At 46.6% G+C, this 25,558-nt stretch carries 33 protein-coding genes and 1 pseudogene; 32 read left to right on the plus strand and 2 right to left on the minus strand.

What is annotated here, in order from left to right:
* Positions 1-58: 58 nt before the first annotated feature.
* Together HWQ47_RS16645 and HWQ47_RS16650 are read right to left on the minus strand one after the other, a co-directional pair.
* A complete protein-coding gene (locus HWQ47_RS16645) occupies positions 59-1,060 on the minus strand; it encodes a phage portal protein (protein ID WP_269967182.1) in 1,002 nt (333 codons plus the stop codon).
* A complete protein-coding gene (locus HWQ47_RS16650; RefSeq protein WP_269967183.1) occupies positions 1,045-2,808 on the minus strand; it encodes a terminase large subunit domain-containing protein in 1,764 nt (587 codons plus the stop codon). The genes HWQ47_RS16645 and HWQ47_RS16650 overlap by 16 nt, the downstream gene beginning before the upstream one ends.
* A gap of 120 nt (positions 2,809-2,928) precedes the next feature.
* Between HWQ47_RS16650 and HWQ47_RS16655 the strand changes: the two genes are divergently transcribed.
* From HWQ47_RS16655 to HWQ47_RS16795, 32 genes and pseudogenes are all read left to right on the plus strand, one after another.
* On the plus strand, positions 2,929-3,888 hold the full coding sequence (locus HWQ47_RS16655; RefSeq protein WP_269967184.1) for a GPO family capsid scaffolding protein: 960 nt from the start codon (positions 2,929-2,931) through the stop codon (positions 3,886-3,888).
* Positions 3,888-5,074, plus strand: a pseudogene (locus tag HWQ47_RS16660) (phage major capsid protein, P2 family). Before HWQ47_RS16655 ends, HWQ47_RS16660 begins: the two are co-directional and overlap by 1 nt.
* Before the next feature lie 5 nt (positions 5,075-5,079).
* The gene (gene gpM, locus HWQ47_RS16665; RefSeq protein WP_269967185.1) at positions 5,080-5,754 is read left to right on the plus strand and encodes a phage terminase small subunit; all 675 of its coding nucleotides are present in this window, start codon (positions 5,080-5,082) and stop codon (positions 5,752-5,754) included.
* A gap of 116 nt (positions 5,755-5,870) precedes the next feature.
* Complete coding sequence (locus HWQ47_RS16670; protein ID WP_269967186.1) at positions 5,871-6,326, plus strand: head completion/stabilization protein; 456 nt, start codon at positions 5,871-5,873, stop codon at positions 6,324-6,326.
* The gene (locus HWQ47_RS16675) at positions 6,323-6,826 is read left to right on the plus strand and encodes a phage tail protein (protein ID WP_269967187.1); all 504 of its coding nucleotides are present in this window, start codon (positions 6,323-6,325) and stop codon (positions 6,824-6,826) included. The genes HWQ47_RS16670 and HWQ47_RS16675 overlap by 4 nt, the downstream gene beginning before the upstream one ends.
* Positions 6,819-7,463 carry a hypothetical protein gene (locus HWQ47_RS16680; RefSeq protein WP_269967188.1) on the plus strand — a complete coding sequence of 215 codons (645 nt, stop codon included), beginning with the start codon at positions 6,819-6,821 and terminating at the stop codon, positions 7,461-7,463. The genes HWQ47_RS16675 and HWQ47_RS16680 overlap by 8 nt, the downstream gene beginning before the upstream one ends.
* Before the next feature lie 9 nt (positions 7,464-7,472).
* Positions 7,473-8,618 (plus strand): DUF2586 domain-containing protein, encoded by a 1,146-nt coding sequence (locus HWQ47_RS16685; protein ID WP_269967189.1) that lies wholly within the window; start codon positions 7,473-7,475, stop codon positions 8,616-8,618.
* Complete coding sequence (locus HWQ47_RS16690; RefSeq protein WP_269967190.1) at positions 8,618-9,061, plus strand: phage protein; 444 nt, start codon at positions 8,618-8,620, stop codon at positions 9,059-9,061. Before HWQ47_RS16685 ends, HWQ47_RS16690 begins: the two co-directional genes overlap by 1 nt.
* Positions 9,061-9,540 carry a glycoside hydrolase family protein gene (locus HWQ47_RS16695; protein WP_269967191.1) on the plus strand — a complete coding sequence of 160 codons (480 nt, stop codon included), beginning with the start codon at positions 9,061-9,063 and terminating at the stop codon, positions 9,538-9,540. The genes HWQ47_RS16690 and HWQ47_RS16695 overlap by 1 nt, the downstream gene beginning before the upstream one ends.
* Positions 9,530-10,039 carry a hypothetical protein gene (locus HWQ47_RS16700; protein ID WP_269967192.1) on the plus strand — a complete coding sequence of 170 codons (510 nt, stop codon included), beginning with the start codon at positions 9,530-9,532 and terminating at the stop codon, positions 10,037-10,039. Before HWQ47_RS16695 ends, HWQ47_RS16700 begins: the two co-directional genes overlap by 11 nt.
* Complete coding sequence (locus HWQ47_RS16705) at positions 10,036-10,326, plus strand: hypothetical protein (protein WP_269967193.1); 291 nt, start codon at positions 10,036-10,038, stop codon at positions 10,324-10,326. The genes HWQ47_RS16700 and HWQ47_RS16705 overlap by 4 nt, the downstream gene beginning before the upstream one ends.
* A complete protein-coding gene (locus tag HWQ47_RS16710) occupies positions 10,323-10,580 on the plus strand; it encodes a putative phage tail assembly chaperone (protein ID WP_269967194.1) in 258 nt (85 codons plus the stop codon). The genes HWQ47_RS16705 and HWQ47_RS16710 overlap by 4 nt, the downstream gene beginning before the upstream one ends.
* A 78-nt stretch (positions 10,581-10,658) precedes the next feature.
* Positions 10,659-10,766, plus strand: a complete 108-nt coding sequence (locus HWQ47_RS28105) for a DUF6890 family protein (protein ID WP_443020098.1) — start codon at positions 10,659-10,661, stop codon at positions 10,764-10,766.
* On the plus strand, positions 10,766-12,517 hold the full coding sequence (locus tag HWQ47_RS16715; RefSeq protein ID WP_269967195.1) for a phage tail tape measure protein: 1,752 nt from the start codon (positions 10,766-10,768) through the stop codon (positions 12,515-12,517). Before HWQ47_RS28105 ends, HWQ47_RS16715 begins: the two co-directional genes overlap by 1 nt.
* Positions 12,514-13,233 carry a hypothetical protein gene (locus tag HWQ47_RS16720; protein WP_269967196.1) on the plus strand — a complete coding sequence of 240 codons (720 nt, stop codon included), beginning with the start codon at positions 12,514-12,516 and terminating at the stop codon, positions 13,231-13,233. The genes HWQ47_RS16715 and HWQ47_RS16720 overlap by 4 nt, the downstream gene beginning before the upstream one ends.
* Positions 13,234-13,398: 165 nt before the next feature.
* Positions 13,399-13,545: a DUF2590 family protein gene (locus HWQ47_RS28110; RefSeq protein WP_443020099.1), complete on the plus strand. Its 147-nt coding sequence runs from the start codon at positions 13,399-13,401 to the stop codon at positions 13,543-13,545.
* Positions 13,538-13,735, plus strand: coding sequence for a DUF2590 family protein (locus HWQ47_RS16725; protein WP_269971775.1), 198 nt, complete (start codon positions 13,538-13,540; stop codon positions 13,733-13,735). The genes HWQ47_RS28110 and HWQ47_RS16725 overlap by 8 nt, the downstream gene beginning before the upstream one ends.
* Complete coding sequence (locus HWQ47_RS16730; RefSeq protein WP_269967197.1) at positions 13,722-14,885, plus strand: baseplate J/gp47 family protein; 1,164 nt, start codon at positions 13,722-13,724, stop codon at positions 14,883-14,885. Before HWQ47_RS16725 ends, HWQ47_RS16730 begins: the two co-directional genes overlap by 14 nt.
* 11 nt (positions 14,886-14,896) lie before the next feature.
* Complete coding sequence (locus HWQ47_RS16735; protein WP_269967198.1) at positions 14,897-15,466, plus strand: phage tail protein; 570 nt, start codon at positions 14,897-14,899, stop codon at positions 15,464-15,466.
* Positions 15,467-15,478: 12 nt separating this feature from the next.
* A complete protein-coding gene (locus HWQ47_RS16740; RefSeq protein ID WP_269967199.1) occupies positions 15,479-16,318 on the plus strand; it encodes a phage tail-collar fiber domain-containing protein in 840 nt (279 codons plus the stop codon).
* A 79-nt stretch (positions 16,319-16,397) separates the two neighbouring features.
* Positions 16,398-16,907, plus strand: coding sequence for a hypothetical protein (locus HWQ47_RS16745; protein WP_269967200.1), 510 nt, complete (start codon positions 16,398-16,400; stop codon positions 16,905-16,907).
* Positions 16,814-17,917: a hypothetical protein gene (locus HWQ47_RS16750; RefSeq protein WP_269967201.1), complete on the plus strand. Its 1,104-nt coding sequence runs from the start codon at positions 16,814-16,816 to the stop codon at positions 17,915-17,917. The genes HWQ47_RS16745 and HWQ47_RS16750 overlap by 94 nt, the downstream gene beginning before the upstream one ends.
* A 112-nt stretch (positions 17,918-18,029) precedes the next feature.
* The gene (locus tag HWQ47_RS16755) at positions 18,030-18,590 is read left to right on the plus strand and encodes a hypothetical protein (RefSeq protein ID WP_269967202.1); all 561 of its coding nucleotides are present in this window, start codon (positions 18,030-18,032) and stop codon (positions 18,588-18,590) included.
* Positions 18,587-19,072: a baseplate complex protein gene (locus tag HWQ47_RS16760; protein WP_269967203.1), complete on the plus strand. Its 486-nt coding sequence runs from the start codon at positions 18,587-18,589 to the stop codon at positions 19,070-19,072. The genes HWQ47_RS16755 and HWQ47_RS16760 overlap by 4 nt, the downstream gene beginning before the upstream one ends.
* Positions 19,069-19,767, plus strand: coding sequence for a hypothetical protein (locus HWQ47_RS16765; RefSeq protein ID WP_269967204.1), 699 nt, complete (start codon positions 19,069-19,071; stop codon positions 19,765-19,767). The genes HWQ47_RS16760 and HWQ47_RS16765 overlap by 4 nt, the downstream gene beginning before the upstream one ends.
* The gene (locus HWQ47_RS16770; protein WP_269967205.1) at positions 19,764-20,645 is read left to right on the plus strand and encodes a hypothetical protein; all 882 of its coding nucleotides are present in this window, start codon (positions 19,764-19,766) and stop codon (positions 20,643-20,645) included. The genes HWQ47_RS16765 and HWQ47_RS16770 overlap by 4 nt, the downstream gene beginning before the upstream one ends.
* Before the next feature lie 1,031 nt (positions 20,646-21,676).
* Positions 21,677-21,883, plus strand: coding sequence for a DUF2158 domain-containing protein (locus HWQ47_RS16775; RefSeq protein WP_269967206.1), 207 nt, complete (start codon positions 21,677-21,679; stop codon positions 21,881-21,883).
* 1 nt (position 21,884) lies between these two features.
* Positions 21,885-22,151 carry a DUF6953 family protein gene (locus tag HWQ47_RS16780; RefSeq protein ID WP_269967207.1) on the plus strand — a complete coding sequence of 89 codons (267 nt, stop codon included), beginning with the start codon at positions 21,885-21,887 and terminating at the stop codon, positions 22,149-22,151.
* A 525-nt stretch (positions 22,152-22,676) separates the two neighbouring features.
* Positions 22,677-23,519, plus strand: coding sequence for a hypothetical protein (locus HWQ47_RS16785; protein WP_269967208.1), 843 nt, complete (start codon positions 22,677-22,679; stop codon positions 23,517-23,519).
* A complete protein-coding gene (locus tag HWQ47_RS16790; RefSeq protein WP_269967209.1) occupies positions 23,516-23,995 on the plus strand; it encodes a hypothetical protein in 480 nt (159 codons plus the stop codon). Before HWQ47_RS16785 ends, HWQ47_RS16790 begins: the two co-directional genes overlap by 4 nt.
* A gap of 378 nt (positions 23,996-24,373) precedes the next feature.
* A complete protein-coding gene (locus HWQ47_RS28115; protein ID WP_442802063.1) occupies positions 24,374-24,541 on the plus strand; it encodes a Com family DNA-binding transcriptional regulator in 168 nt (55 codons plus the stop codon).
* Positions 24,510-25,538: a DNA-methyltransferase gene (locus tag HWQ47_RS16795; protein WP_269967210.1), complete on the plus strand. Its 1,029-nt coding sequence runs from the start codon at positions 24,510-24,512 to the stop codon at positions 25,536-25,538. Before HWQ47_RS28115 ends, HWQ47_RS16795 begins: the two co-directional genes overlap by 32 nt.
* Positions 25,539-25,558: the final 20 nt, after the last annotated feature.

The following is a 25,558-nucleotide window of genomic DNA, read 5'->3' on the forward strand; positions in this document are numbered from 1 at the left end:
TGACTTGGAGCCCTCTTAATGAGGGCTCTATACATTAAGCAGCTTGTCCCCGCACAACCTACATGACGTTCAATTTTCCAAGCCTTGCCAACTCCACATCCGTATTAATAAACTCAACAATTTCCAGAGCCTTAGGCAGGACTTCGTTTTGCTGGTAAACCTCATTAGTCTTAATGGGGTCACCAAGTGATGCGGTGCCTTGGGGGATTATGCCTGCCATACCTGCCGGAAAACGATTAGCGGTGAGGATGTCTTGCGCTGAAATGTTCTTTGCACTTGCAAACTGGTCTTTACTGGAAAAGTCTCCAATAGGGATAACCTGAATGCCCTTTTCTTTTCCGTCTGGAATATTGATAAACATGTTCCTAAAGTTACCCGCGCCTTTGCTTCTAGCGAGTGCATCTTCAATGGATTGTTTGTCCGGATCACTCAGCTTTGGATCTGAGGTATAAAGGATATAGCCCATGTGCGCGCCGTTCTTGTAGTACCGGCGCTTAAACATGGTTGCATCCGTGTTGAGCATCGCCGATTGTAAGCCGCCTATCCAATCCACCATGCCATAGACTTGCTGTGCGGGGTCGTATTGCGGCAAAAAGAGCACGTCTTCAGCGCGGTACTTTTTAGTGAAAATATCACCGTCCACTGATTGTTGCAGGTATTGATAACCACCATCAGGATCAATGCGTAAATAATGCGTCGATAGCGGACAAACGCTCACCACTTGCCTGGCATTATTGCGGATTTTTAATAACGCCATATCACCAAATAGGAAATAATTGTAAATCGCTGCGCCAAGCGTAAAGCGATTCAATATCCCCGTGGTCTTAATGGCATTAAGCACCATATTACGGCGCCCATTAAGAACCGCACCTAAATACGCATTGGTATTAGCGGCGCGGTACAGCAGCTGCCGATCAATCGGCGGCTCATAAAAACCAAATTCATCATTGATGGTCACACCGGCCATATCTGTTAGCCAGGTATCTTTTAACAGTAATTCGGGCTCACCAAAGCTAAGCGCCATGACGTTGCTATCATTTTTCACTAGTAAATTTTCCATTCGCTCTTTCGCTCAGTTTCGTTATTAAGGGGTTCATTGATACAGGCGTGTGCCAGTGCAAAGAAATCATCGGCATGGCCTGTATCTTTAGTGCGGTTCGCAGCAAAAGTGACGCTGCCACCACTGCGCGTCACAATGCGACGAATGGCCAGAAACGACAGCGAAATATCCTTGTAGTCTGCATCCCAAAAAATACGTTTCTCATCGACCAAATCGACCATCTTAAATACCAGGGCATTTTTCGTTTCCACGTTGTAATGAATGGCATGGGTAATGGTCGGGAATTTGTCATACACAATTTCATACACCGCGCTACCAAGGCCCGTGGTATCAATGCCGATATAACGCACGTTATACACACTGCAGAGCTTAATGATCTCTGCAGCCTGGTACTTGTAGCTCATGCCTTTTAGTCGGGTGCGCTTCAATAATCTAAACGGCTTTTTCGGTGTGGTTGGCGGCGCGACCACCACCAGTGATGCGGGATCGTTCGTGCGACTTGGGTCATACCCGATCCACACTTCTTTATCGGCAAAGGGTCTAGATGCTGCCGCATTAAAATCTGGCCATAAGGTGCTGTCCGTCATACAGCGCATGACTTTCTTAAACTCAAAAATGGCATCTTTTGAGCTCACAAAGACACACATAAACAGGTTTTGGTATTCCAACTCGCTACGCTCATTTTTAAGCGTCTCTATATCGACTAAATCAAACCCTTGTGCCACCGCATCTTCAATCGTAATGACATAGCGCCACTGCCCATCAGGGCATAATCGGCCACCATCGCGATAATCCTCGATGCTTGGAAACGCGATGTGTTTTCGTTTGGGATCTGTGCCTTTCCAATCATCACCGGTCCAAAAACCATAGGCCTCATGTTCTTCGCTGGACGGGGTTGAAAAGTACGTCAACCGCCAATGTTTATGGGTGGCAATGCCGCTCGACACTTTCTTAATCTTCTCAAACGAGCGGATCCAAAAGTATTCATCCGTATAAAGATGCCCTGAGTATGAATGTGCGGTATTCGAGTTGGTGCCTAAAAAGCGCAAGACCGACTTGCCTTTGGCGGTGTGCAGCTCTATCGGATTGCCTTTTAGCTCAATCTCAAACAGTTGCCACGCTAACTTCACGATATAGGTTTTAAACACTTCCGCTTGAGCACGGCTGGCTGATAAGAATATACAGGGATCGCCTGATAGCGTGGCATCCATAAGGGCTTCAAACGCCAAGGTAAACGTCATCCCTATTTGGCGTGATTTAAGGATATTGCGAATACGTTGATGACGGTTATCCACCACATAACGCTGAAAGGGATAGAGCATGTCTAGCCCTTTTTGAAAATCAGCCTCGGTTAAATGACTCACATCATTCTTATGGGTGCGGCCTTTCTTTTTCGAGCGTTCGCGGGGTTCATGAGGTGGCTGTGCGAATGCATTTGGCGCGTTGATCTCTTTAGCTTCTTGTATTTTTATACGCGCTGCCAGCAATTTAATATGCCGGTCAATCAACAGCTCCAGCTCTTTCATCTGCAGGCTATTTTTATCATTAACGGTCAGCAGTGACTGAATACGGCGATCAATACTTTCTAATAGACCAAACTCCTGCAGTTGCTCAGCCCAATTGAACTTAGAGACCCATGAGTAAATAGTGCGTCGAGGCACACTCAACTCATCGGCTATTTCATCCGGTGTTCGGCACATTAAATATAAGCGCCTAGCGGCATGGTGCAGTTCTTCGTTATAGGCCATTTCATGAGTTCAGGTAGTGATATTGGCGTCATGATAGGGGGCAAATTATCCCCCTCCACGCACTAAACTTCCTATCCCGTCCTAGAGCCTGAAAATCGGAACCTCGCGGAATTTATCAAGGTGTCAGCCGAAATAAACATGATTATCCTTGGCAAAAATAACCACCGTGATCACGCACACATGGCAAAACTACTCACTGATTGGATCTGCGTTTGTACATCAGGACTCACCGCTGATAAACGCATGGTTGAGCCACAATTACTACTCGATGCCGTCGCCGCTTATAGCCCTGATGTTTATGAGGCTCGTATTTATCCCGTTCATTTATACGAATGGAGCTATGACCGTGTTCCAGTGGGCGACATTGTTGAGTTAAAAGCCGAAACCGCGACAGATGGCGTGGTGTCTGTTTATGCCAAGTTACGCCCTTACAGTGACATGGTGCGCCTCAATGAACGCCAACAACTTTGCTATGTCTCCCTTGAAATAGATGCCGAGTTTGCTGGCTCAAGCAAAGCGTATATCAAAGGCGCGTCACTCACCGATGCACCGGCATGCCTTGGCTTAGACCGCATTCAACTCAGCGATAACCTCAATAATCAACAACAGAAACTGCTGATCACTTCTCACGAAATTCAATTAAGCGCCTTGGCTACACAACATGAAGGCGTGTTTAGCCGAATGGCTCACGCCATCAAGCAGCTCAGTACCGACCCTCAAAGACAACCGATTAAAGTGGATGAGACTATGCCCGACCTAGAAACCCAAAATGAGCTAAACCAGCTCAACACGAAGTTAGATAGCGTACTGACACAACTCAGTACGTTAACACCAACAGAAGCCGTCATCGCCTCTGCCACACTCACTGCTCCCGATGAACTCGCACAGCTGCAAGCAAAAATCACGGTACTTGAAACTGAAAACACCCAGTTAAAACAAGGTGAAGATGCATTGCAGCAGTTAACCACCAAGATGGAAGCCCTTGATGCAAAGCTGTTGCAGCTAAGCGGCGTTCCTCCCGGACAAACACCCAACCCAGCTGGATTAACAGCAGTGGATAAATATGAGGATGTGGTGTAATGCTGACTAAACGCACTGAACTACAACTCAGCGCCCTCACCACGGCGTTGCAAACAGTTTATGGCATCACCGACCCCACTAAGCAATTTAGCTTAACGGAGCCGATGGAAATTAAGCTGCGTAAGAAAATCTTAGAGTCTGACGCATTCCTAAGGCTCATCACCCACCGTGATGTTGACCAAATACAAGGTCAAGTGGTCGATGTCGGCTTAGGTAAATTGTTCACTGGCCGCGCCATTGAACGTTTTCGTAAAAAAGTGGGCATGGATGGCAAGCAATACAGCCTAGTTGAAACGGACTCTTGTGCGTGTATTCCTGGGCCGTATTAGCGGCGTGGGGGAATAGTGGCTCTGATAAAGAGTTCATTAGACTGGTGACGGAAAACGCCAATAAGAACTTTGCATTGGACATGCTAAAGATTGGCTTTAATGGCACCTCCGTTGTGCCGGTGACGAACCCTGATGAAAATCCATTGGGTGAAGATGTGAACATTGGTTGGCACCAGTATGTAAAAAACACCGCGCCAACCCAAATCATTACTGCACCGGTTTATCTCGATGTTGAGGGTAACGGCACCTATAAAAACCTTGATAGCTTAGTGCAAGACGTGATCAACACCCATATTCACCCGGTGTTTCAAAATGACCCGCGCTTAGTCGTGCTGGTCGGTACCGATTTGGTGTCATATGAGCAACATCGCTTGCTTGATGCTGCAACGACACCGACTGAGCACAAAGCTGCCCAATCATTAAGTAAAACCATTGCCGGTCGTAAAGCCTACACGCCGCCGTTTTTCCCTAGTAAGCGAGTGGTTGTGACACTGCTTGAGAACTTGCATCTTTATACGCAAAAAGGCAGTCGCCGCCGTAAATCTGAAAACAGTGAAGACCGTAAGCAGCACGAATCATCATTGTGGCGCTATGAAGGTTATGCGGTGCCCGAGTCAGAAGCGTATGCGGCCATTGATGAAGCGGCGATGATTATCGGTCCACGTCCTCCGGCACTTAAAAGCGCAGATGTTGAGCGAGGTGTTATCGATGTCGACAACATGACGCCACAAGCTAGTCAGGCAGAACCAAAGGCGGCTAACGCCAAAGCAAAACCTGAAGTCGTTTCAGCAGAAGTCACACCATTATCAACCATTGACGTGGCGCTTATCGCTGCCCAAAACAGCCAGAGCGAGTAACCCCTATGATTTCGCCAGCTGCAGATCACCGTAACCAACAAACATTCAAGATTGACAGTGCAAAGCCATGTGACTCTGTGAGCATCACATCCCAATTTCAAGAGGATATGCACTTCTTAAAATGTTTAGCGCGCAAAGAGGATAAGCAAACCCACAAACGTGATGTATTGCTGCCTCGCTATCTGCCTGAGGTCACGCGTTATCTGCAGTCTGGCAAAATCTATTATCACGCCGTGATGGTGCAATGCACCGTCTGGCTATTTGATACCGAGCAATTTGAGTTGGCCTTAGCGTATACCGGCATTGCCACCAAACAAGGTCAAATCAGCCCTTTTAAACGTTCCCTCGCCGCCTTTGCTGCAGACGCCATTTACCTTTGGGCTGTCCAACAATTTGAGCAAGGCCGCGATATCGACCCTTATTTTGCCATTGTCCTCAATCACCTGTTAACGGATTGGAAACTGCCAGAGCAGCTTTGCGCCAAGTATTTCAAATTGGCTGGCCTGTATGTGCTCAGCAAAGCCCATGAAACAGGGTTGCCAAGTCATATTGTGGATGAAAAGACACTGCGCTTAGCAGACAGCTTATTTGTACGTGCAGAGCAGGAACATTACAAAATCGGGGTTAAGACCCACCGAAACCGAATTGAAATGCGGCTGAAAGCCTTAGCCGCGCAGTAACGACAACCCCAAAAGCGGTCGGTCAGAGAAGCAAACCACATCATTGAATGTTGATTATTGGCCTTGTCACTCTGATTTGACCGCACCCAATTGTTGAAAACAGTGCGAGCAAAGCCATGTTTAACGGTAAATCAGACACCTTATCAAAAGCGGTGATTAGCAATATCTTCTGGCCTGATTTAGTCGTGGCTGATTTTATCCATAGTCGCAAACTACCGCCTTCACTGGATGAGTCGCACATTATCTCAGCGTTGATGAACAGTGCGACGCACATCAATCACACACTAAGCCACAAACAAGCCCAATACCAACACGACAACCTCACCTCATCGAATGACATTGCTGGGATGAATGTCCAAGGCGTGAGCTGGGCGTCATCGCTGTATGTAAGCGCCGTATTCGCCCAGGCTAAATCGCTTTTATTGCCCGAGTTTTCATCCGTGGTGCAGCGTAAAGAAGCCAACAATGCCTATGAACAAGAAGAGGACAGTGTTGATTCGTTGCAAGCCGAGGCGAACTCACACATCAACCGTTTGCTCGAGGTGAGTGACGTTCGAGTGACACTGCTATGAGTCATCACAGTGATAACCAAGGCATTGGTCGCATGCACAAGGCCATTACCGTCGCAGTATTGCAGTTCTTACCCAGCAACCTTCACCACCTGGTTGAAAGCTGGATGCAGCCATCAAGTATTGCGCTTGCCGCCAAAGATACCGGCGCAGGCATAGAGCTTGGGTGGATGACGTACACCACGACGATCCGTATTGAGAACGTGCCGTTTAAGCTCATCGACACCGCAAGCCTATTTGCCCAAGTCAGTGCCTGGCTTATTGAACATGATAATGAAAGAACCCGCCTTGGCAGTGATGAAAGCCAAATCTTAATCGACACCGAAAAAGTGGATGACGACACCATTGATATTGACATCGATGTGATGTTTTGTGAGCTCATCAGCATGGTCGGTGATGCGAGCGGCTCAATCGACTTTGATGGTCAGCGCTACACCTTAACGACCCCGATATTCAGGGTGGCAGACAGTATCGATATTACGGTGGGCACCACTGATGATTAATGTCCAGGTGCAAGCCGCCCAGTTGATTGAACAACTGCAGTTAATGAGCCTTAACAGTGAGCAACGCAAGAAGCTTAATAGGCGCATAGCTCGTGCGGCGGTCAAAGCCAACAGTCAGCACACCAAGCAACGCCTAACCCCAGAGGGTAAACCTTGGCATGCCCCAAAACGTAAGCGTAAAAAGCCACAAGGCCGCAAACTTGAAGGCATGGGCAAACACCTCACCTACCGTTTGCAAAATGATGGCAGCGTGCTCATTCGGTTTAAAACCCGCTTTCGTGGCGTTATCGCGCGTCAACAACACGCCGGCTTTAAGCAACAACGCACAGCCGCTCAAATGGCTCGGATGTACAAACGCAAAAATGATGGACCGCCAAGTTCAAAACTCGCCAAGGCCTTAAAGCAAGCTGGCTATACCACGACCAAAGCCATGGCCAAAGGGCGCAGTAAAACCATCTCGCCCACGCTCAGTTGGATAAAGCAAAACCTAACGGAACGCCAATGCGTGGCGCAGCTGCACAACCTGCGGGGCACCAAAGGCAAATCGCGCTGGAATATCACCTTATCACCCAGGCAAATGCTAGGAACACATCCTGATGTTGTCATGGCTGAAATACGTCAATTTATTAATCAATAGGATAAAAGCATGTATCCCACAATCAATGTGAGTTTACTCAACCAAGGCCAAGGCGAAAGCAATGAAATTGAACGTCACTTTCTGTTTATCGGTGCGGCTAACATCACCAATAAAGGCAGCCTGATAGCCATTAATGCGCAAACGGACATCAATACATTATTCACCACCGATAGCCCATTAAAGACCACGGTCACCGCCGCCCAACTCAATGGCGGCCAAAACTGGACCGCGGCTATTTGGGCATTGGCTGAAAACCAAACCTTTAGCCAAGCCACCTTAGCGGCGCAGTTAACCGGCTCATTTGAAGCCATTGTGGTGTGTGATCCCATTACCACTGCAGATGACATTAGCGCTGCCAACACCCTGCATATCCAACTGGTATCAACGTGGGCGCGCTGGACATTTATCATGTTGCAAACCCGCAGCTTGCTCAGCACTGCAGCGGCAAAAAGCAAAGCCGCTGTTGCCAGCGAAACATGGGCGCAATACTTAGCGATAATGGCCGCACTTCAAACTGGCATTAAAGCGCAAGCGGTCATGTTAGTCCCGCCAACCCACACCAATAACTTAGGCGTGTTAGCCGGGCGACTGTGTAACCGCAATGTCACCATTGCCGACAGTCCGATGCGAGTCAAAACAGGGGCACTCGTTGGCCTAGGTCAAGCAGTACTCGATAGCACCAATAGTGAGATTGATAGCGCCACCTTGCAAGCCCTGGAAACAAACCGCTTCAATGTCATTGCCACGTTCCCTGATTACGCAGGTACCTATTGGGCGGATGGTCGCACCTTGGATGCCGAGGGCGGTGACTTACAGGTGATTGAGTATTTACGTCCCTTGATGAAAGCGGCGCGCCGCGTTCGTCTATTGGCCATTCCTCGCATTGCTGACCGTAGCCTCAATAACTCTGCCAGTAGTACCGCTGCCGCCAAAAGCTATTTTGCTAAGCCGCTGCGCGACATGTCCAAGGGGATAAAAATTGGTGACACCCCGTTTGAGGGGGAAATACGTCCGCCAGAAAGCGATGCCATCGGGTTGACTTGGCAAAGTAACAGCACGTTGAGCTTGTTTATTAAGGTGCAACCATGGAACTCACCTAAGGCCATCGACATTGGCGTGATGCTGGATTTAAGCGACACAGGAGCAACCGCGTAATGAAACTCAGTGCAATGAATTTTGATATCCGCTTAGGCGGCAAGCTCATCATGATTGAAACACTCAGTGTTTCAATCACTGACAACACCCAAGTGGCCATGACGCGAGGTGTCACCAATGGTTATACCCGTGGCAGCGTCGAAGCGGCTGTCAGTATTGAGCTCGACAGTGAAAACTTCGCGCTACTAACCGAAGTGGCCAAAAGTGCCGGCTCATGGCGTGATATTGAGCCCTTTGATATTGACTGCTTTGGCAAGGCATTCAAGCAAGAGCAGCACATTGAAGTGTTTGGCGTGAAAATTAAACTCACCGACGTAATCAACCTCGATAACGGCGGTGCCGATAAGAGCAAAACCAAATTGGATGGCTTTGTGACAAGCCCCGATTTCATCAAAATTGATGGCGTTAATTACCTATCAAAAGACGATGTGAGGGACTTCTAATGGCCAACATCATCACGTTACTCAAGGTTGAAGAGGGACGAAAGCTCGTCCCATATCTGTGCACAGAAGGCTATCCCACCATTGGTGATGGTTTTCGCATTGGGCCCAAAGGTGCCCCGCTTGAACACTACCAATTCAGGCTCACCCATGCGATTTGCGATACCTGGTTAACGTCACTTATCGAGCAAACACTATCCGCGATGGAGCGACACCCGTTGATCTGCAATGCCCTGGCTAATTGCAACGATGCGCGCCGCGCCGTGCTTGTCTCGATGGCATACCAAATGGGCGTCACGGGGTTGGCCAATTTCAAGATGATGCTCAACGCGGTGGCGGGTGATCGCTGGCCCGATGCCGCCATTGAAATGATGGACAGTACCTGGGCACTGCAAACACCTAACCGCGCCAAACGTCATCAGCAGCAAATGCTGTCAGGGCAATGGCTAGCGCAATATGAAGGACATAGCCATGTGGGATAGCGTAAAAAACATCATTGGCAGTGCCGCGCCATTACTGGGTTCATTACTCGCAGGCAGTAGCGGCGAGAAAGTCGGTAACTTAATCGCAGGGGCGCTCGGTGTGCCAGCGACCCCAACCGATATCACCAATGCGCTCAATGCTCACCCTGAGTTGTTAATTGAACTGCAAAAGTTGGAATTTGAGAACAAGGCACAATTAATCCAACTGCAGTTAAGTGAAATACAGGCCGCCGCAGCCAGTGAACAACGATTGATTAACGATGTACAAGATGCACGCCTCAACAATAAAGATCACCCGATGGTGTCCGTGCTTACCCTCGCCTTTTTATTGATGACCGCCTTGATCTCTTATGTGGTTGTGCGTGAATCCATCCCCGCAGAGAACCGTGATATGGCCATGTTCATTTTTGGCCAAATCATTGGTTTTACCGCCTCGGTGGTTAATTTTTGGATGGGCGCCAACCCTAAAAACAGCCTCTTCAAAAAAGGGAACGTATGACCATTTCACTGATTGATTTCATCAGTCTGCTATTGGCGGTCATGGGCACCATCATCGCCATTGTGGTGCCCATTGCTCGTCATCACGCTCAGCAAATGGAGCTTATTCGGCTCGCGATTGAACAGAACAAAGACCAAATGAATGGGTTCAAAAGTATCGTCGCTGAGCACTACTGCAAGAAACAAGATCTGGATAAATTTGCCGAGCAAATTAACCGCAATATGGAAAAACAATTTCAGCACTTTTTTGAGCTGATTGAATTAAAAATACAGAGGAAACCATCATGACAAAAATCACCTTAACCGCTGCCGGCATCGACTTTTCATTTAACCTCACCATGCAAGCGTATAACCGGTTAATTAACGGCTCAGGTAAAAACCCTGCCGGTGCTGTCACCCAGTTATTAGAAAGCACCGTGGACCCCGAACAAAAGGCGCAGCTCAGTCCGTTCTTAGCCGACAACCCTGCCGCTGCGCAAATCATGGGGGAAGTGCTCATTGCTGAATTTGCACCACGCATTGAGGTGTCCATAAAAAAATAATGGCCTCCGTTGAGGCATTAGAGAGTAATCCTTTGGGGCAGTTATTGGCGCTACGCCAGCACTACTTGCCCCATGAGAATGACTCAGACGACAACCTCCACCGCATTGTGGCTTGATAAGCATCATTGGCAATCAATGGGCATGGCAACCGCAATAGGCATAAGCAAAGCATTTACGGGGCAGTAATGGCAAAAAGCGAAGATTTAAAGGTTAAGATCAGTCTACAGGATAAGCTCTCCAGTGGGCTTGGTAAGATTGGTGGCAACCTTGAGCAATTGAATCAACGCACCCTTGCCTTTCAAGAAAAGCTGCGTGGTAACTTTGACGATATGGTGGCGGGTGTGGGTACCGCCATGGGTGCCGGTGCCAGTATCTATGCGGCCATCATGCCTAATGTCGAACTTGAGCGCAGTTTACGTGCACTCAAGGCATTAGGCGTTGATGGTGAGCTGGGCGCAATTCGTGACTCTGCCCAGCAATTCACCAAAGACTTTGGCGGCACAAGCAGTGAATTTGTGAACCATGCTGCCACCATGAAACGCGCCATTGGTGATGTGAATGAGACTGAGCTGGCTCAAATCACATCGGCAACCGCAAAGCTTGCGAACGCAACGCGATCTGATGTGGCTCAGGTCAGCAAATACCTTGGCCGCTTGTACCATACCTATCAAGATGAAGCCGATAAAATCGGTAAAGTCGATTTCATTTCTAACATGGCGAACATGACTGCCATTGCGGCCAAAGAGTTTGGTGTGTCAGCCGATGAAATGGCAGGCAGCATGGAGTCTATTTCTTCTCTGGCGAAAAACTATAATATTAGCCTGCCAGAGCAAATGGCCATTATGGGAGTGATCCAACAGACTGAATATGGCGAAGGAGATGCATCATCTTTCTATGAAGCCTTTATCCGAGAAGGCAGTAAATTAGGTGAGTTAGGCATTAGTACGCTCGATGCTGAGGGGAAAATGCGGCCGATTCTAGACATATTAGATCAAGTAAAAACTAAGTTTGGCGATCTAAATAGTAGCGACTTTGAGTTGTTAGACCAAACTGCTGGTGATGCAGGTATGGTACTCCAGACTTTGCTAAGACAGAGTGACAAGCTCGAGTCTTCACTGTCAAAAATGAACCTATCCAATGGCACTAACGAACTTGATGCCATGGCCGCGCACCACACCGATGTGCTTAAACAACTCCAAGGCAGTTGGACTGCCTTTAGTGAGAATATTGGTCAGGCAGTCATGCCCGTTGTGACCGTTGTGGGCTCAGCACTTATTACCGGCATTGATTGGATCAATGACTTTACCCAAGCGTTTCCCCAGTTAACCACGGCAGTGATTGCTACCGTATTGGTTATCGCCGCGTTCACCACCGCCATTAGTCTTGGTAGCGCCAGTATTGCGATGATGCGTGTTGGCATGACAGCCATGTCGCCCGTACTTACATTAGTCCAATCGGTATTATCAACCCTCACGGTAACCACTGGGCGCTACACGCTTGCCAATGTACTGAGTACAGCGAAAACGAAATTACTGACCGGTGCCCAATGGCTACAAACCTTATCGACTCGGGCCCAGCTCTTTGCTTATGGGCAATTAATCACGCTGCAGATGACGGTCAGTAACGGATACACCTCAATGACACGGATGCTGCAAGGCTTAACACTGGCCAGTATTCGCCAAGCCGCCGTCACGAAAACATTAGCCGCTGGCCAAGCCATGTTAAACCTGGTGATGAGCCTAAACCCGATAGGCTTATTGGTTGCGGGATTAGCGATTGGCGGCATGATGGTGATGCGCTATTGGGAGCCGATAAAAGCGTTTTTTGGTGGCTTTGTTGAGGATTACGGGCAACCGGCCTATTTGATGCTTTTGCACCACTGGGCGCCGTATTTAGCTGGATTTGGGATTGTGTCACCGGTGTTTGGCAAGCGATGACCGGATGGTTAACGCCGCTGCAGTATGCCAATGATGAACTCGCGGGTTTTGCCTCTACCGGTATGATGGTCGGCAGCATGATTGGGGATTTCTTCAGCGCCATCGGTGAGCGACTGATGAACCTGTTTAACGGTGTTATTTCACTGCTCAATAAGATCCCTGGCATTGAAATAGAACTGCCTAAAATCGACGCCCTCGTGCGTGATGATTCCACCATCACCCTAGAGCCTGCTAGCCCGATAGTGGCTGACAGCAATAAGACGCAAAGCGTTCAGCCGGTGTTATCTCCATTGATGCCAACTCAAACACCTGCTGCTATCAGCCCCACGGTGACAGAGTCCAACAAGGTGCAAAGTGTCCAGCCGGTATTATCTCCATTAATACCAACTCAAACACCTGCTGCTATCAGCCCCACAGTGGCAGAGTCCAACAAGGTGCAAAGTATCCCATCCATTATTCATTATCAGTACAACAATAATGAGAATAACACCGAAGTTGCACAAGCTCCGGCTCTGGCTCAGCCCGTGTTCCCAATGGAAAATATCGTATCGGCAAGCCCTGTTATCAAAGATGTAAACAAGGTGCAAAGCATTCAGCCCACGGTTAATCACAACGTCAGCAATAATGATTATCACACTGAAATGATGGCGGCTATCGCGCCGGCTCAACCGGTACTCACTCAATCCATTAATACGATCCAGCACCTTGATCCTTAAAGCAAACACTCAGCCCAGTTCCTCAACAAGGTATTTTAGAGGAGCAGCGCAAATACAGCATGCAACAACGCGCCTCTAACTCACTGACAACCGGTGATATTCATATCCACAAAGCATTATCAGAATTTAGCTTATTGGGGCTTGATGAACAGAGGATGTTGACCATTGGATAAATACATTGATTGGCTCATTGAAGACGGTGGCCTCGTACTTGATGACGGCGGTCAGCCCATCCAAACCATGAACACTCTGTCCATTAGCCAGGATATCAAACACACGATTATGGAATCGGGTTTAGCCGTCAATTACTAGGGATCGTAGCCGTACAGAGCGTGCCGATGTGTTAACGGAAATCGAATTACTGGTTGAGAATGATCTTCGCATTCAAGCCGGCAGCATTTGGGTGAATGAAATAGACCATGAAACCTACCAATTAACAGCTACCGTCAATACGGGTGAGCCTATTACCTTGAATTTGGAATTGCATAATGAACGTGCCTAAAGTGGATTTTAAGCAAGTGTTAGCTGAATCGGGAGTCCCCACAACGGATGCGGATATCACCGAGAGGTTAGCGCAGGCCGTTACCGCTGCTGGCAGTCAAATAGCGAACGATCGCGCCATGTCACCTTGGTGGAGACTGGTAAAAGCCGTGGTTGTCACCCCAACGATGTGGTTAACCAACACCTTGGTTGCTGAACATGTATTGCCAAACCTATTTGTGGCGACAGCGAAGAAGATTTATTTAGACTTAAAAGCCAGTGATATTGGACTTGAACGTCACCAAGACGAGTCCACATTGGGGCGGGTGCTATTCACAAAATTGGAGCCCACTGCCGTTATCATGGTTTCAGCCAATACCCTTATCGACACGGCCCCGATTAACGGTGTGGTGTTGTCATTAATAACCTTGCACGATACCCAAATAACGGCAGAGCAGCCCTCAAGCTTGATTGATTGTATGGCCACAGTGAATGGCCAGAACCATAACCTCTCTGCAGGATACTTTAACCGGCTGCGTGTCCCCATTGAGGGCATAGCCTTTGTCAGCAATGAGCCCGATTGGATAACGCAGCCTGGTGCAGATGAAGAAACGGATGACGCACTGTCACTGCGTATTCGTAACCGTTACGGCGCTGCCGGTCATTATCACATTGATGCCGTGTATCGAGATATTGTCGCCAATAGTTCAGGGGTGCGTGTTGATCATATTTACTTTGAGCATGATGCGCCCCGGGGGCCTGGTACCGCAAACTGTTATATTTTTGCCGATGTGGGTGATGTGCCACAAGCGAGCATTGATGCCGCAAACGCTCATATCGCAAAGGGCTATCACGGCCACGGCGATGATATGCGTGTCATGGCAATGCCAAGCCAACCTATTGCATTAACGGCTTCATACTGGCCAGCACCCACCGCGACAGCGTTACATGTCGCACAATTATCAGATGATATAACCCTGCGCATCCACGCCGCTTTTCGCCAGCACGGTGAGCTCAGTAGCATTAGCAGAGTGTGGCCGATGAGTACGTTTAGCTTGTCGCAGCTCATTGCTGAATGTCACAACGATGCCTCACTTAGGCGGTCTACGTTTTGTCGAAGACGACATCATAAGCACCATGAACATCCCCGCTTTACAGTCTCTTACTCTTGAGAATGCTCACCATGAAGCATGACGACTATGCCCCTACTGTCCCCCTAGCAAAAGCCCCATGGTGGATGGACGGTGAAACCTTGCCATTAACACCTAAGGAGCCGATGTTTTTAATTAGAGGGTTGCGAGTGTTTTGGCAAAAGTTAACACAAGTTTTACTGTTTCCCTTATCGCAACAAGATCCCTTGACCTGTCATATCCAAGTGTTGCATTTGCTCGCCTGGGAGCGGGGGGTGAAACAACTGTATCAAGAGCCAGATGCACTATTTAGAACGCGGGTGAAATACGCTTGGGCCAACTACCAAGATGCGGGCAGCGCCATCGGGTTTAAACAGATCTTTGAGCGCCTAGGTTTGGGGCACGTCACGATTAAGCAACGCCAACCCAATACCGATTGGGACGTGATCACCATTGAACTATCCGATAACGCTATCAGCGAAAACCAAGCGCTAGTCGCAACCATTATTCAGCTCTATGGCCGCACCTGCCGCCGCTATCGCTATGAAGTCACCCACCACGCATCGATACAGATCTATGCCGGATGCATCCATTTTACCCATGACGTTTACGTCGCTAATTAACGAGAGTGTTCGATGAGTCAAAACATCATACCCACTGCATTTGAACAATACCGCCAACATTGTGAGCTCAACAAAACTGCAGTCGTTCTCGACACCATTATTCTGGCAAACATTCCAGGCTTAGATCCTGAACAGCCCGTTGACCGCGATCAGATAAGCTATCTTGAGGATTGGGTGGTTCACCGCCATAAGCTTGAGGTAAACCAAATCACTGCGATCAATCACAATGCAGTGGCATATGCGCTACTGCTCGATACCCGCGTGGGCGACTTTAGTTTTAATGCTATGTTTCTGATCAACAGTATCGATAATGTTATCGCCATGGCGATATATAAGGGCGTTGAAGATAAGCTTGCCTCTACGCCTGGACAAACTGGCAACAGCATCGTTAAAACCATGATCATGCCATACAGTGGCGCAGCTGCGGCAACTCATATCAGTGTAAGTGAGCGGACATGGACCATTGATTATGCCAAGCGGCTCGCAGGCCTGATGCAAGATGAGCGCTTATCGAACATACAAAGTGTCGGCAATAGCGCCTTTGTCGGCGATGCGTTTCTCTTTCAAGATAATCAACTCATGCCAGGCGTGGCTTATATCAAAGGCGTCAGGGTCGATACCGACGTAATGGCATTAATCCCTGATGCAAATAAATCGCTCATTATCATCGATGTGTGGCAAGCGGGTACTGCGACCGGCGCATGGGAAAGTGATTTAACCGTCATCCAGTCAATGATGAACCCGTTGACTATATTGATGAGGCAGGTGTACAGCATTACTGCGCGGTACTTGCTGAGCGTCAAGGTGATCGTTGGCTTGATAGGCGGCAGCAAACGCTCTCGAGGAACATAAGCAGCATAACGATCCTCATACGCAGTACATCGCCAAAGTTCAAATCAGCCAAGATGACACGAATGATAATCCTGACACAGTGCCGAGCTCAGCGGTCACCGCAGGTTTGAAAAGCCGTTTAGATTTGGCCATATCCATTGGTCAAGGCATGGTGCTCGATCTCGGGCCCTATGATGCATCCAGTGGCGAATATCCCCCTAAGCCTTACGTCACTGATAATGATGGTAATGGTCAATTGGTCAGTGCTTTTTGGTTTGTCACCCAAGCGGGTGTGATTAACGATATTGGCTATGAGGTCAATGACAAAATCAATTATAGCCGTGTCACCGATGCGTTTTTTAAAACGGACAACACTGAGACACTGTCACTTTCTCAGGCTGAATCATTATTTGCCAGAGTCATGCACGATCATCAATGGGCACAGATCAAGGGCATACCTGTGCAAGCAACTCGCTGGCCATCATGGACAGAAGTATCAGGTAAGCCGCAACTACTATGCCACCGAGTGGCCATATCCACACATGGGTACAAATCACAGGGATCCCTGTCTACGCAACACGCTGGCCGAGCAAGTCAGAGGTGGGCTTAAGTGTCGTAAATAACTGGGGAGCCACAGGCTCTGTAACAGATACGAGTGACGTGAAGTATGCAACGGCAGGAGCGGTACAACAGACATATGTTCACGCTACAGACGCAAGAAACAGGGCTATTAATGCCCACATACGCGCAGATTCAGCTTACAATTTGGCATCAGGCAAAGCAAACGCAAGCCATGCCCACACATGGGGACAAATCTCAGGGATCCCTGTCTACGCAACACGCTGGCCGAGCAAGTCAGAGGTGGGCTTAAGTGTCGTAAATAACTGGGGAGCCACTGATTCTGTATCGGATACGAGTGACGTGAAGTACGCAACGGCAGGGGCAGTGCAACAAACATATGCCCACGCTACGGACGCTCGAACTCGGGCTATTAATGCCCACACGCGCGCAGATTCTGCTTACAGTTTGGCATCAGGCAAAGCAAACGCAAGTCATAGCCATACATGGGGACAAATCTCAGGGATCCCTGTCTACGCAACACGCTGGGCGAACAAGTCAGAAGTGGGCTTAAGTGCAGTAAATAACTGGGGAGCTAGCACATCAGTAAGCTCGACTTCTACGACTACTTATGCAACTTCAAGTGCTGTTAAGGCTGCTTATGATAGAGGTACCGCAGGTATTAACGCTGCTAATGGCAAAGCCGCTGCGATACACGAGCACCATAACCGAACGGTAAGTAAAACCACTCTTTGGTCAGGAGTCATTGCGTCGAGTGGCTCGACTGTATATACCTTATCTCAACCTTGGTCTAATTATGACGCAATTGCTGTAGTAGGAACAAATGATAGTGCAACTAAAGTCATCACTTCGCTTATCACTGTTGATGAACTGAATGAAATATATGCCATTGCGGGGACATCTAAGCATATGGAACTCTTAAGGGGCTCTGAGATATATGCGTATTGGATCATGGCCGATACATCTAAAAAGAAATTTAGGATCTCATATGAAAATTCACGAGTATTAAAAATCATAGGTATTAATTACAGCTATAAATAAGAAGTTGCTCAATGACCTACTATTGCCGGCTCCTGTCTAACACATTTATGTCACTAAAGTGTTTTCAGTTCAGTAGGTCAATCCTGCGTAAAATTAATTAAGACATATAACAATGCAAATATTACTCATCAACTCCCATCAACACACCTTTAACAGTGTGCGTATTCCTGCGGGACAATGGCATGCTTACATGCATGCTATTTTTGCTCACGATCTTCATGGTTTGTCTCGAAAACTAGCAGGATTTCAGGATGAGTACGGCTTCTCTTGGTGGAATAGCGAGGCTGCTCGAATCAAAGCGCTCCTCGAGCAAGATAATTTTTTGCAGCCAAGTAGACAGAGCAACTATTGGCGAAAAATGCCCTATCACCACAGCGTGTTTAGCCGTAAACAGCAATACAGCACAATTGCACTAGACGCTATTGCTGCCGAACCTAACCCCATAGCAGAACAATTGGCCAAACTTAAACATAAAATCGACACGGCTAAACAGCATCATCAAGCCATATTGGATCAAGCTCCAGGCACACATGAATTGTGGTCGTGGAAATCGGCAGGGAATGCCGTACAGCTTGAGCAATCCATCGCTTCAATGACCTTGCCGGCGCACAATTATTTTGTGGCCTGCGTCATCATCAACGCAACCCCTATTGCGGAGTTTGAAAGCCTATGACCATTATGCTCACGCTCGATGGCGAAGGGATCCCTCTGGATAATATGACGCTCAGTGTGTCACAAACCCTCGCCGATACCGATGTTTCAGGTCGAAGTGCTATGGCTGACAGTGCCGAAGAAGGAGTGAAAGCCATGGAGCTCAAAGTCTCTGGACAACTGAGCTACACCAACGAGGCAACTGCCGCGCGACTGTTTGAGCTGAGCCGCATGACAGAAAAAGACGGCAGTCGAAAAGTATTTCGTATTGGCAACGGCACAGCAAGGATCATCAAGTGCCGTCAGGTCAAATTTGCAGGCACTCTCAGTTTATCCGAGCAAATCAATTTAATGGCATGGAATATCAGTTTTACCTTACGTGAGGTAAAGAGTGTCGCAGAGCAACAGGAGAGTCGTACGCAAAGAGGAAGCAGCTCTGCCCAGCAAGTCGATCAAGCCCAGTTTCAACAGGCACTGATTAGGTCGAATAAGGTGGCGCTGTGAGATTACATCAACAATTAAGACAAGGTGAGCGAGTCACCCCCATAGCCAGCATCAAAGCAATGCTCAGCAATAACACCGCTGGACGAGCAGTTGTCACGGCGACCACAGCATTAAACGTTGGCCAGCTGCTATCAATCGAACTTGGATATGATGAAGTACGCACTTGGTTTACAGGGTTTGTCGAATCAACGGAACAAATGACTGCAGTGTATCATCGTGCAATTATACGTGAACCTGCCGCCATCCTCGCCAGCACCTTACCAATCTCAATGGTGCATCCGACATTACAGCACTTACTCGATAACATAACGGCTCAAACCGGGTTGGTGTTTTGCTGCAGTGACATCGATGCAGCTAAGCAGATAGCCAACATGACTCACGCCGGCACCGGCTACGCGCTGATGGCTCAACTGGGCATTATGTTCGCTATCAAGCGTTATACCTGGTTCAGTCAGCCAGATGGTTCTATCTGGCTTGGTGATTGGGATGAATGCCATTGGGCAACACGCCCTATAGACTTAGACCCACGTCTTTACTCTGGCGAGAAAGTAGCGACTGGAGTGCAGATCCCCATGCTGCCCGCCGTGCGCCCTGATTGTATGCTCAACGGGCAACGAGTGGGGAACGTGCTGTTTGACGGTACCCAATTAACACTGCAATGGCACAAAAGGAGGGTGCCCCCCAGCGCGCTATGAAACAACAGTTTCCAGAATTGGCATCATTGACCCATTTGGCACTACTGGGCCGCGTGGTTGCGATTGGCGAAGCGGTTTCACCAGGACATATCCAAACTGCCTATCGGCCCGCATTTGGGGTTGATGTGCAGCTGCTTAATCCTGATGGCAGCGATAACACAGCAGTGCCGGTGTTTCGCAATGTTCCACTACCTGGTGCAACACATCATGGCCAAGGCCAATTTGCTTACCCTCAAACTGATTGTGTGGTTGAACTGGGCTTTGCGTTCGGCCATACCCATCAGCCATTTGTGCGCACTATCTTGGGGCTGAACTGGTCAATGCCAGGCGTGGATTATGGTGACCATCTCACTCAGTTTAATGAAGGCTTCCATCGAATCGACTCTGGCGGCAGTCAGCAACTTCATTCAGAGCAGGCAATCGCACTCATTAGTCAGGGAATGACGTTGAATACCGATCACCTTAATCAGACGCTAGGAGAGCATACGAGGCAAGTTGATGGGCATGATACTGAAAGCAGCTTAGGGCATCGTGTTATTCAGGCTAACATCTTATCCTTGCTTGGTTTGTCAGGGCTGCAGCTTGGCACAGACAAGGACTATGAGCTGTTAGCGAACGGTTCGTTGCTTGAGACCGTTGCTAACCTCAGGCAGTCTATTGCTAAAACTCATTGGGCTGGCAGCAAAGACACCAACATCTATCAACTCTTATTGCAGATCATGTCTGTGGTTGAAACCTTGGCCAAGACGGCCAGCAGTCACACACACACCTCTAGCAAGTCAGGAACGCCAACCAGCGCCCCACTTCAAGCTGGTGACTTCACCGGGCAATCATCTACAGCCAAGCAACTGCAAACCACGCTCTCCCCTCTTATTTAAACCAGTCTTTAAACGAATTAGGCACGCTCTACAGCGTGCCTAATTGTTTGTGTGCCGTCATATCAAATAAAGCATGAAATCATCATAGCGAAGCACACCGCTTCATCCCACGGAATCTACAGAGCCACGTAAAACCCACGGAATCCGCACAACTCCCCCCCCAAAGCTGCGGGCTTTTATACTAAAAAATTGCAGAAATATTTTGCCATGCAAAAAGCCGCTAAGCCACACCCCGTATGGGCTGCAATAGGGTAAAACAGATTGTATATTTCTGCACAAGTGTGCAAGAAATTGCAGTTTTGTGCAGAAATGGAAGATCAAACCCACACAACTTAAACGCTCTAACTAGCTGATAGTATTATAAAACCCTCTGTTTTCCGTGGGGTGTAGATAAAAAACAGTGAAGTAAAAAAGATCGTGAGTGATCGCAAAGATCGAGAAGAGACGGGCATTACAGAGCATATTAGCAAAAACTGGAACTGCACAAAGTTGCACAATTAAACTCTAATGTAACTAATCATCGTTTTGCAAAATAAAAGCCACGGAATTTAGCAATAGAAAGATTGTGTGCCTTTCGCCCAAACACATTTATGCCCCTTTTCGATTTAGAGCTGTTGTTCCTATGATTTATGATAGATACCATTTGACCAAATTTTCCTAATCGATCTAATTGTAGCGCGCCGCGAGGTTTGAGATCTGAGTTCGGTTGGTTTGAGACTTACGAAGATATAATTTGATATTTTTAAGTCGGACAGTTTGAGAAAAAAGTTAGAGAGGATTGAGACAGAATGTTTAAACTAGATTTAAAACATGCTTAATCGAACACTTAAAATATATTTGCTCTTGCCCTTTGCACGGTAAGCCCATAGACACGACATTTATTTCTACAACTGATTAGATTCTAATCTTCTCTCACCTTCCCCCCCCTCAACACGTGACAAAGATCACGTTGCAAACATTAATCACTTTATGCCATTGAATTATAAACTAATACCCTCATGTCTTGTTTGTACCTTCAAAACAGGATAATCATGATGACAAAAGAAAGAAAACCCAAATATGAACTCGGTAACGTTGTGACACTCGTTAGCGGCGGACCAGATATGGCAATTAAAGAAATTATTCAACTAGCAGGCTTTAAAGGTAATTATAAGGCACAGTGGTTTGCTGGTAAAAAACTTGAGATGGGCCTATTTCCTGAAGAGTCACTAAAATTGGCTGCTCAAAAGGCAGACTAATATGACTCCTACTGATGTATCAGACTGGATGTTGATAAAACTTCAGAAAGAAGACTGTATCTATCAAGATGATGTAGTTGATTACATCGTCAAATCTGGAGCCGAGGAACTTCTTAAAGAGAATGCTGATGGAAATTTAGTTCTTTCACAAGCAGTTTTAAAAGCATTTAAAATAGCAACGCCAGATAATGTGGTTTGGGTTCGCTCAGACTTTTATTGGCGTTGGCGAGTTACCGAGGATGAGCCAGGGAGACAAGCGAGAGGCTAGTCAAAGGCCCTTATGGGCCTTTCTATTATATGTTGTAACATTAATTAATTGTAGCGCGTCGCTTGGTTTCGGAAAATATAGTACGTGGCGAGATTTTGAGAGAAGGTAACTTGCTTTCACATACCCTACCAGCATTCAAATCTAGTTTATGAATAGATTTAAACCCTCTTTAACTTGAGTTTAATCGCTCCTGTTGATTCAGATTAAAGTGACCACTCTAAGCCATTTATGCCCCAAAATGCGTTAAAGCGACTACGTATAGGTCCGTTGCGAATTTAGGCTGGCAGTAACAAAACTAATGCTAATTCACAACTTGCCTTCCTTAAAACTCATGCAGGCCTCATTAACACCCACTTATATTTTTATCTGCCCGTTTTAAGTTTTATTTACTCAATAAAAACCCTTTATTCCAATGAGTTGTAGATGATAATCTCTCCTACATAATCAAACAGCCAAGAACGTTATTATGCATCTATTGAGTAAGCCGTTAAGTATCCTCAATCTACTATGGAGTTGTATCAGAATATGGAATTGAATGTATTACTGGTATCTCTACTACCAATGGATGAAGAGTTGTTTACTGAAAAAGGTCTAGTTAGAGATATAAAGCTATTTGAAAAGGCCTTGGATAGTTCCAAAGAAAGAAATGATGAATATTCTATTAAGGTTTATATAAACGACCATGTAAATGGCTATATGGCTGGAGTTATATCCAGAAAATCAAATGTTAAACTACATGACCGTAATTTTGAGATACATAATGAAGACGATTTTCCACCTGTAGTTTGGCTTTGGGATAGAAGTGAACAAGTTATCCTTGTTGAAAACAAAACATCTGTTTTTAGTAGTGCTAATGTTGCAGCGAAAGCGTTTTCAAACATATCGAATAATTTAACCCTCGCGGAGCATGGATTTCGAGCTCATGTTCACCCTAAAACAGTAGAGAGTGCTTTTTGGGAAACCTTTGAATCTTTTGAGTACGTTAGTGAAGTCAAATTTAACCTTGCAGCACCTAATTTATTTGGTAGTACAAAGAAAGAAATAGGTGACTTTCTTCATGAGGTAGTTGAAGAAACCAATGCTTCTGAATTTTCGCCTGTATTCAAGAACCCTGATGGAAACCTTAATTTAAAACCATCTAGTTGGCTAAATGCAATGATAGACTGGGTTAAAGATGGTGCTGGAACTTGGAATATCCGTGGAAAAAGGTCATACAAAGATAAATATAAAAATATTGGGAGTAAGACTCGTGCTAAGTTACTTCTAATTGATGGGAATATTACAGAGCTTGAATTGGAAAACTATAAGCCTCAAGATATTGCTGAAATAGTCGAAATGATTAGGGATAGGTACACATTTAAAAAATGAAAACAACACTGTACTTATTAGCGTTAGCTTTATTAGCATTGGTATTCTCTAGTGTCGAGGCTGACTCATATCAAATATTAGAGCGTTCATTACCACCGGTACTAGGAGCCTGTTTAGGTGGTGTCCTAGCTTGCACTTCAATCGTCGTAAGTGTTTTGTCAGGTTCATCTAAAGATACTAAGCAAAAAGCGAAAACTAGCCAAAAATTCTCTCGATTCATCGGAAGCTTAGAGAGGGATGTAAAAATTCTTGTTGTTTGCTTATGCTTTATTGTCGCATTACCGTATCTCAGGACTTTAGACTACCCTTTAACCTTGAGCTTATTTGAGTTGTCATCTGATTATCTAAAACAAAAGCTATTTTCAACTTTAGAAATTTTTGTAGCAAGTATCGCATTTCTAGTTATTTACGAACTTGTAGCGGTTCTAATTACAATCTTAAAAAACATGATGGTAATTCATGACACGGATACTTAATCGGGTAGCCGTAGGTATCTAGCCACCTGCATGCCGCTCCGCATAGTCTGGTTCATTTAGAGCACCTAAATAGGTTAGGCATAATGAATACCGACCCATCCTTTTTTCAGGGAAAAAGGGAGAGGATCTAATTAGAACTTTCAGGTAAATTCAGATACTTTTTCTAATCAATATCAGCTCAATTAGGCTCAATGCTCTAAAACGTTTCTGTCCATTTTTGAGTTACGATTAATACCTATTCACCCGGAGAGTATTTTTAGTTTTCCTTGCTAAAGTTTCAGCAGAGCTTCTCCTTCTGTACGTATGCCTAGTTAAGTTACTGTGCAAAATTAGATAACTTGATATACTGTATTTTTACACAGTATATTGAGCGATTACATGCAATCGGTACATTGTCCTCGATGTAACAAAAAGCTGTGTTACATCGAATATGGCCACATCACAATAAAATGCCCACGCTGCAAATTTATTACTGACCAGAACACCCAGAGTGTCCATACTGGAAATAACAGTAATGCAAAAGAAATTAACGCTCCTCAACAATGATTGTTTAACGGCGCTAAAAGCGCTACCTGATAGTTGTATTGACCTCATTGTCACCGACCCCCCTTACTTTAGAGTAAAGCGTGACGCATGGGATAATCAATGGGCCACGCAAGCCGAGTTTTTATCCTGGCTTGATAATGTGGCATTAGAATTATGGCGCGTCTTGAAGCCATCTGGCACGCTCTATCTGTTCTGCAGTTCTCGTCTTGGTGCAGAAACAGAGATGCTACTCAAACAACGCTTTGAAGTGTTAAGTCATATCGTATGGACAAAGCCTACAGGCCCTTGGAATCGTGCTTGCAAAGAGTCTCTGCGTACATTCTTTCCGGCAACTGAGAGAATTATCATGTGTGGCCATTATGGGGCAGAAGGTGTTGCTAAGGGCACCTCTCGTTATCATGCTAAATGCCAGGACTTAAAAGGTGAAGTATTCGCGCCACTCATTAATTACTTCAAAAATGCGAAAGAGCGATTGAATGTGCCTGCTAAAGAAATTAATAAAGTCACCAGCACACAGATGTCGTCTCATTGGTTTAGTGCTTCACAGTGGAAGTTACCATCAGAAAAACAATACACACAACTGCAGGATTTGTTTGGGCAATACGAACGCACAGCGCTTGACGTTTCACATGAAGAATTAACCAGTCAATTTACCGCTTTAAATAATGACTACTTAACGCTTGTTCGTCAGTACGACGATTTGAAAGCTGAGTATCAATCACTTAAAAGGCCGTTTAAGGTGACGAAAGAGGTACCGTTTACCGATGTTTGGTCATTTGCATCAGTACCCTATTATCCAGGCAAACATCCATGCGAAAAGCCGGCACCGATGCTCGAGCATATTATTAAGGCTAGTAGTCGTGAAAATGAAATTGTTCTGGACTGCTTTATGGGGAGTGGATCTACGGGTAAAGCAGCATTAAAATTAGGGCGCCGATTTATTGGTATCGAGATGGATGCTGATATTTTCAATCAAACAGTAGCCGGCTTTAAGTAGAGTTCAATTGAAATAAGAAA

It is taken from the genome of Shewanella sp. MTB7 (assembly GCF_027571385.1).
Taxonomy (GTDB): domain Bacteria; phylum Pseudomonadota; class Gammaproteobacteria; order Enterobacterales; family Shewanellaceae; genus Shewanella.

Excerpts from the sequence above, each read along its gene's own strand:
- gpM (WP_269967185.1), top strand. The coding sequence starts at position 5,080 with ATGATTTCGCCAGCTGCAGATCACCGTAACCAACAAACATTCAAGATT.
- HWQ47_RS16730 (WP_269967197.1), top strand. The coding sequence starts at position 13,722 with ATGAACGTGCCTAAAGTGGATTTTAAGCAAGTGTTAGCTGAATCGGGA.
- HWQ47_RS16770 (WP_269967205.1), top strand. The coding sequence starts at position 19,764 with ATGAAACAACAGTTTCCAGAATTGGCATCATTGACCCATTTGGCACTA.
- HWQ47_RS16690 (WP_269967190.1), top strand. The coding sequence starts at position 8,618 with ATGAAACTCAGTGCAATGAATTTTGATATCCGCTTAGGCGGCAAGCTC.
- HWQ47_RS16735 (WP_269967198.1), top strand. The coding sequence starts at position 14,897 with ATGAAGCATGACGACTATGCCCCTACTGTCCCCCTAGCAAAAGCCCCA.
- HWQ47_RS16785 (WP_269967208.1), top strand. The coding sequence starts at position 22,677 with ATGGAATTGAATGTATTACTGGTATCTCTACTACCAATGGATGAAGAG.
- HWQ47_RS16760 (WP_269967203.1), top strand. The coding sequence starts at position 18,587 with ATGACCATTATGCTCACGCTCGATGGCGAAGGGATCCCTCTGGATAAT.
- HWQ47_RS16775 (WP_269967206.1), top strand. The coding sequence starts at position 21,677 with ATGATGACAAAAGAAAGAAAACCCAAATATGAACTCGGTAACGTTGTG.
- HWQ47_RS16650 (WP_269967183.1), bottom strand. The coding sequence starts at position 2,808 with ATGGCCTATAACGAAGAACTGCACCATGCCGCTAGGCGCTTATATTTA.
- HWQ47_RS16675 (WP_269967187.1), top strand. The coding sequence starts at position 6,323 with ATGAGTCATCACAGTGATAACCAAGGCATTGGTCGCATGCACAAGGCC.
- HWQ47_RS16795 (WP_269967210.1), top strand. The coding sequence starts at position 24,510 with ATGCAAAAGAAATTAACGCTCCTCAACAATGATTGTTTAACGGCGCTA.
- HWQ47_RS16755 (WP_269967202.1), top strand. The coding sequence starts at position 18,030 with ATGCAAATATTACTCATCAACTCCCATCAACACACCTTTAACAGTGTG.
- HWQ47_RS28115 (WP_442802063.1), top strand. The coding sequence starts at position 24,374 with ATGCAATCGGTACATTGTCCTCGATGTAACAAAAAGCTGTGTTACATC.
- HWQ47_RS16670 (WP_269967186.1), top strand. The coding sequence starts at position 5,871 with ATGTTTAACGGTAAATCAGACACCTTATCAAAAGCGGTGATTAGCAAT.
- HWQ47_RS16740 (WP_269967199.1), top strand. The coding sequence starts at position 15,479 with ATGAGTCAAAACATCATACCCACTGCATTTGAACAATACCGCCAACAT.
- HWQ47_RS16705 (WP_269967193.1), top strand. The coding sequence starts at position 10,036 with ATGACCATTTCACTGATTGATTTCATCAGTCTGCTATTGGCGGTCATG.
- HWQ47_RS16750 (WP_269967201.1), top strand. The coding sequence starts at position 16,814 with ATGCCACCGAGTGGCCATATCCACACATGGGTACAAATCACAGGGATC.
- HWQ47_RS16710 (WP_269967194.1), top strand. The coding sequence starts at position 10,323 with ATGACAAAAATCACCTTAACCGCTGCCGGCATCGACTTTTCATTTAAC.
- HWQ47_RS16780 (WP_269967207.1), top strand. The coding sequence starts at position 21,885 with ATGACTCCTACTGATGTATCAGACTGGATGTTGATAAAACTTCAGAAA.
- HWQ47_RS16685 (WP_269967189.1), top strand. The coding sequence starts at position 7,473 with ATGTATCCCACAATCAATGTGAGTTTACTCAACCAAGGCCAAGGCGAA.
- HWQ47_RS16680 (WP_269967188.1), top strand. The coding sequence starts at position 6,819 with ATGATTAATGTCCAGGTGCAAGCCGCCCAGTTGATTGAACAACTGCAG.
- HWQ47_RS16695 (WP_269967191.1), top strand. The coding sequence starts at position 9,061 with ATGGCCAACATCATCACGTTACTCAAGGTTGAAGAGGGACGAAAGCTC.
- HWQ47_RS28105 (WP_443020098.1), top strand. The coding sequence starts at position 10,659 with ATGACTCAGACGACAACCTCCACCGCATTGTGGCTTGATAAGCATCAT.
- HWQ47_RS16720 (WP_269967196.1), top strand. The coding sequence starts at position 12,514 with ATGACCGGATGGTTAACGCCGCTGCAGTATGCCAATGATGAACTCGCG.
- HWQ47_RS16790 (WP_269967209.1), top strand. The coding sequence starts at position 23,516 with ATGAAAACAACACTGTACTTATTAGCGTTAGCTTTATTAGCATTGGTA.
- HWQ47_RS16645 (WP_269967182.1), bottom strand. The coding sequence starts at position 1,060 with ATGGAAAATTTACTAGTGAAAAATGATAGCAACGTCATGGCGCTTAGC.
- HWQ47_RS16700 (WP_269967192.1), top strand. The coding sequence starts at position 9,530 with ATGTGGGATAGCGTAAAAAACATCATTGGCAGTGCCGCGCCATTACTG.
- HWQ47_RS16715 (WP_269967195.1), top strand. The coding sequence starts at position 10,766 with ATGGCAAAAAGCGAAGATTTAAAGGTTAAGATCAGTCTACAGGATAAG.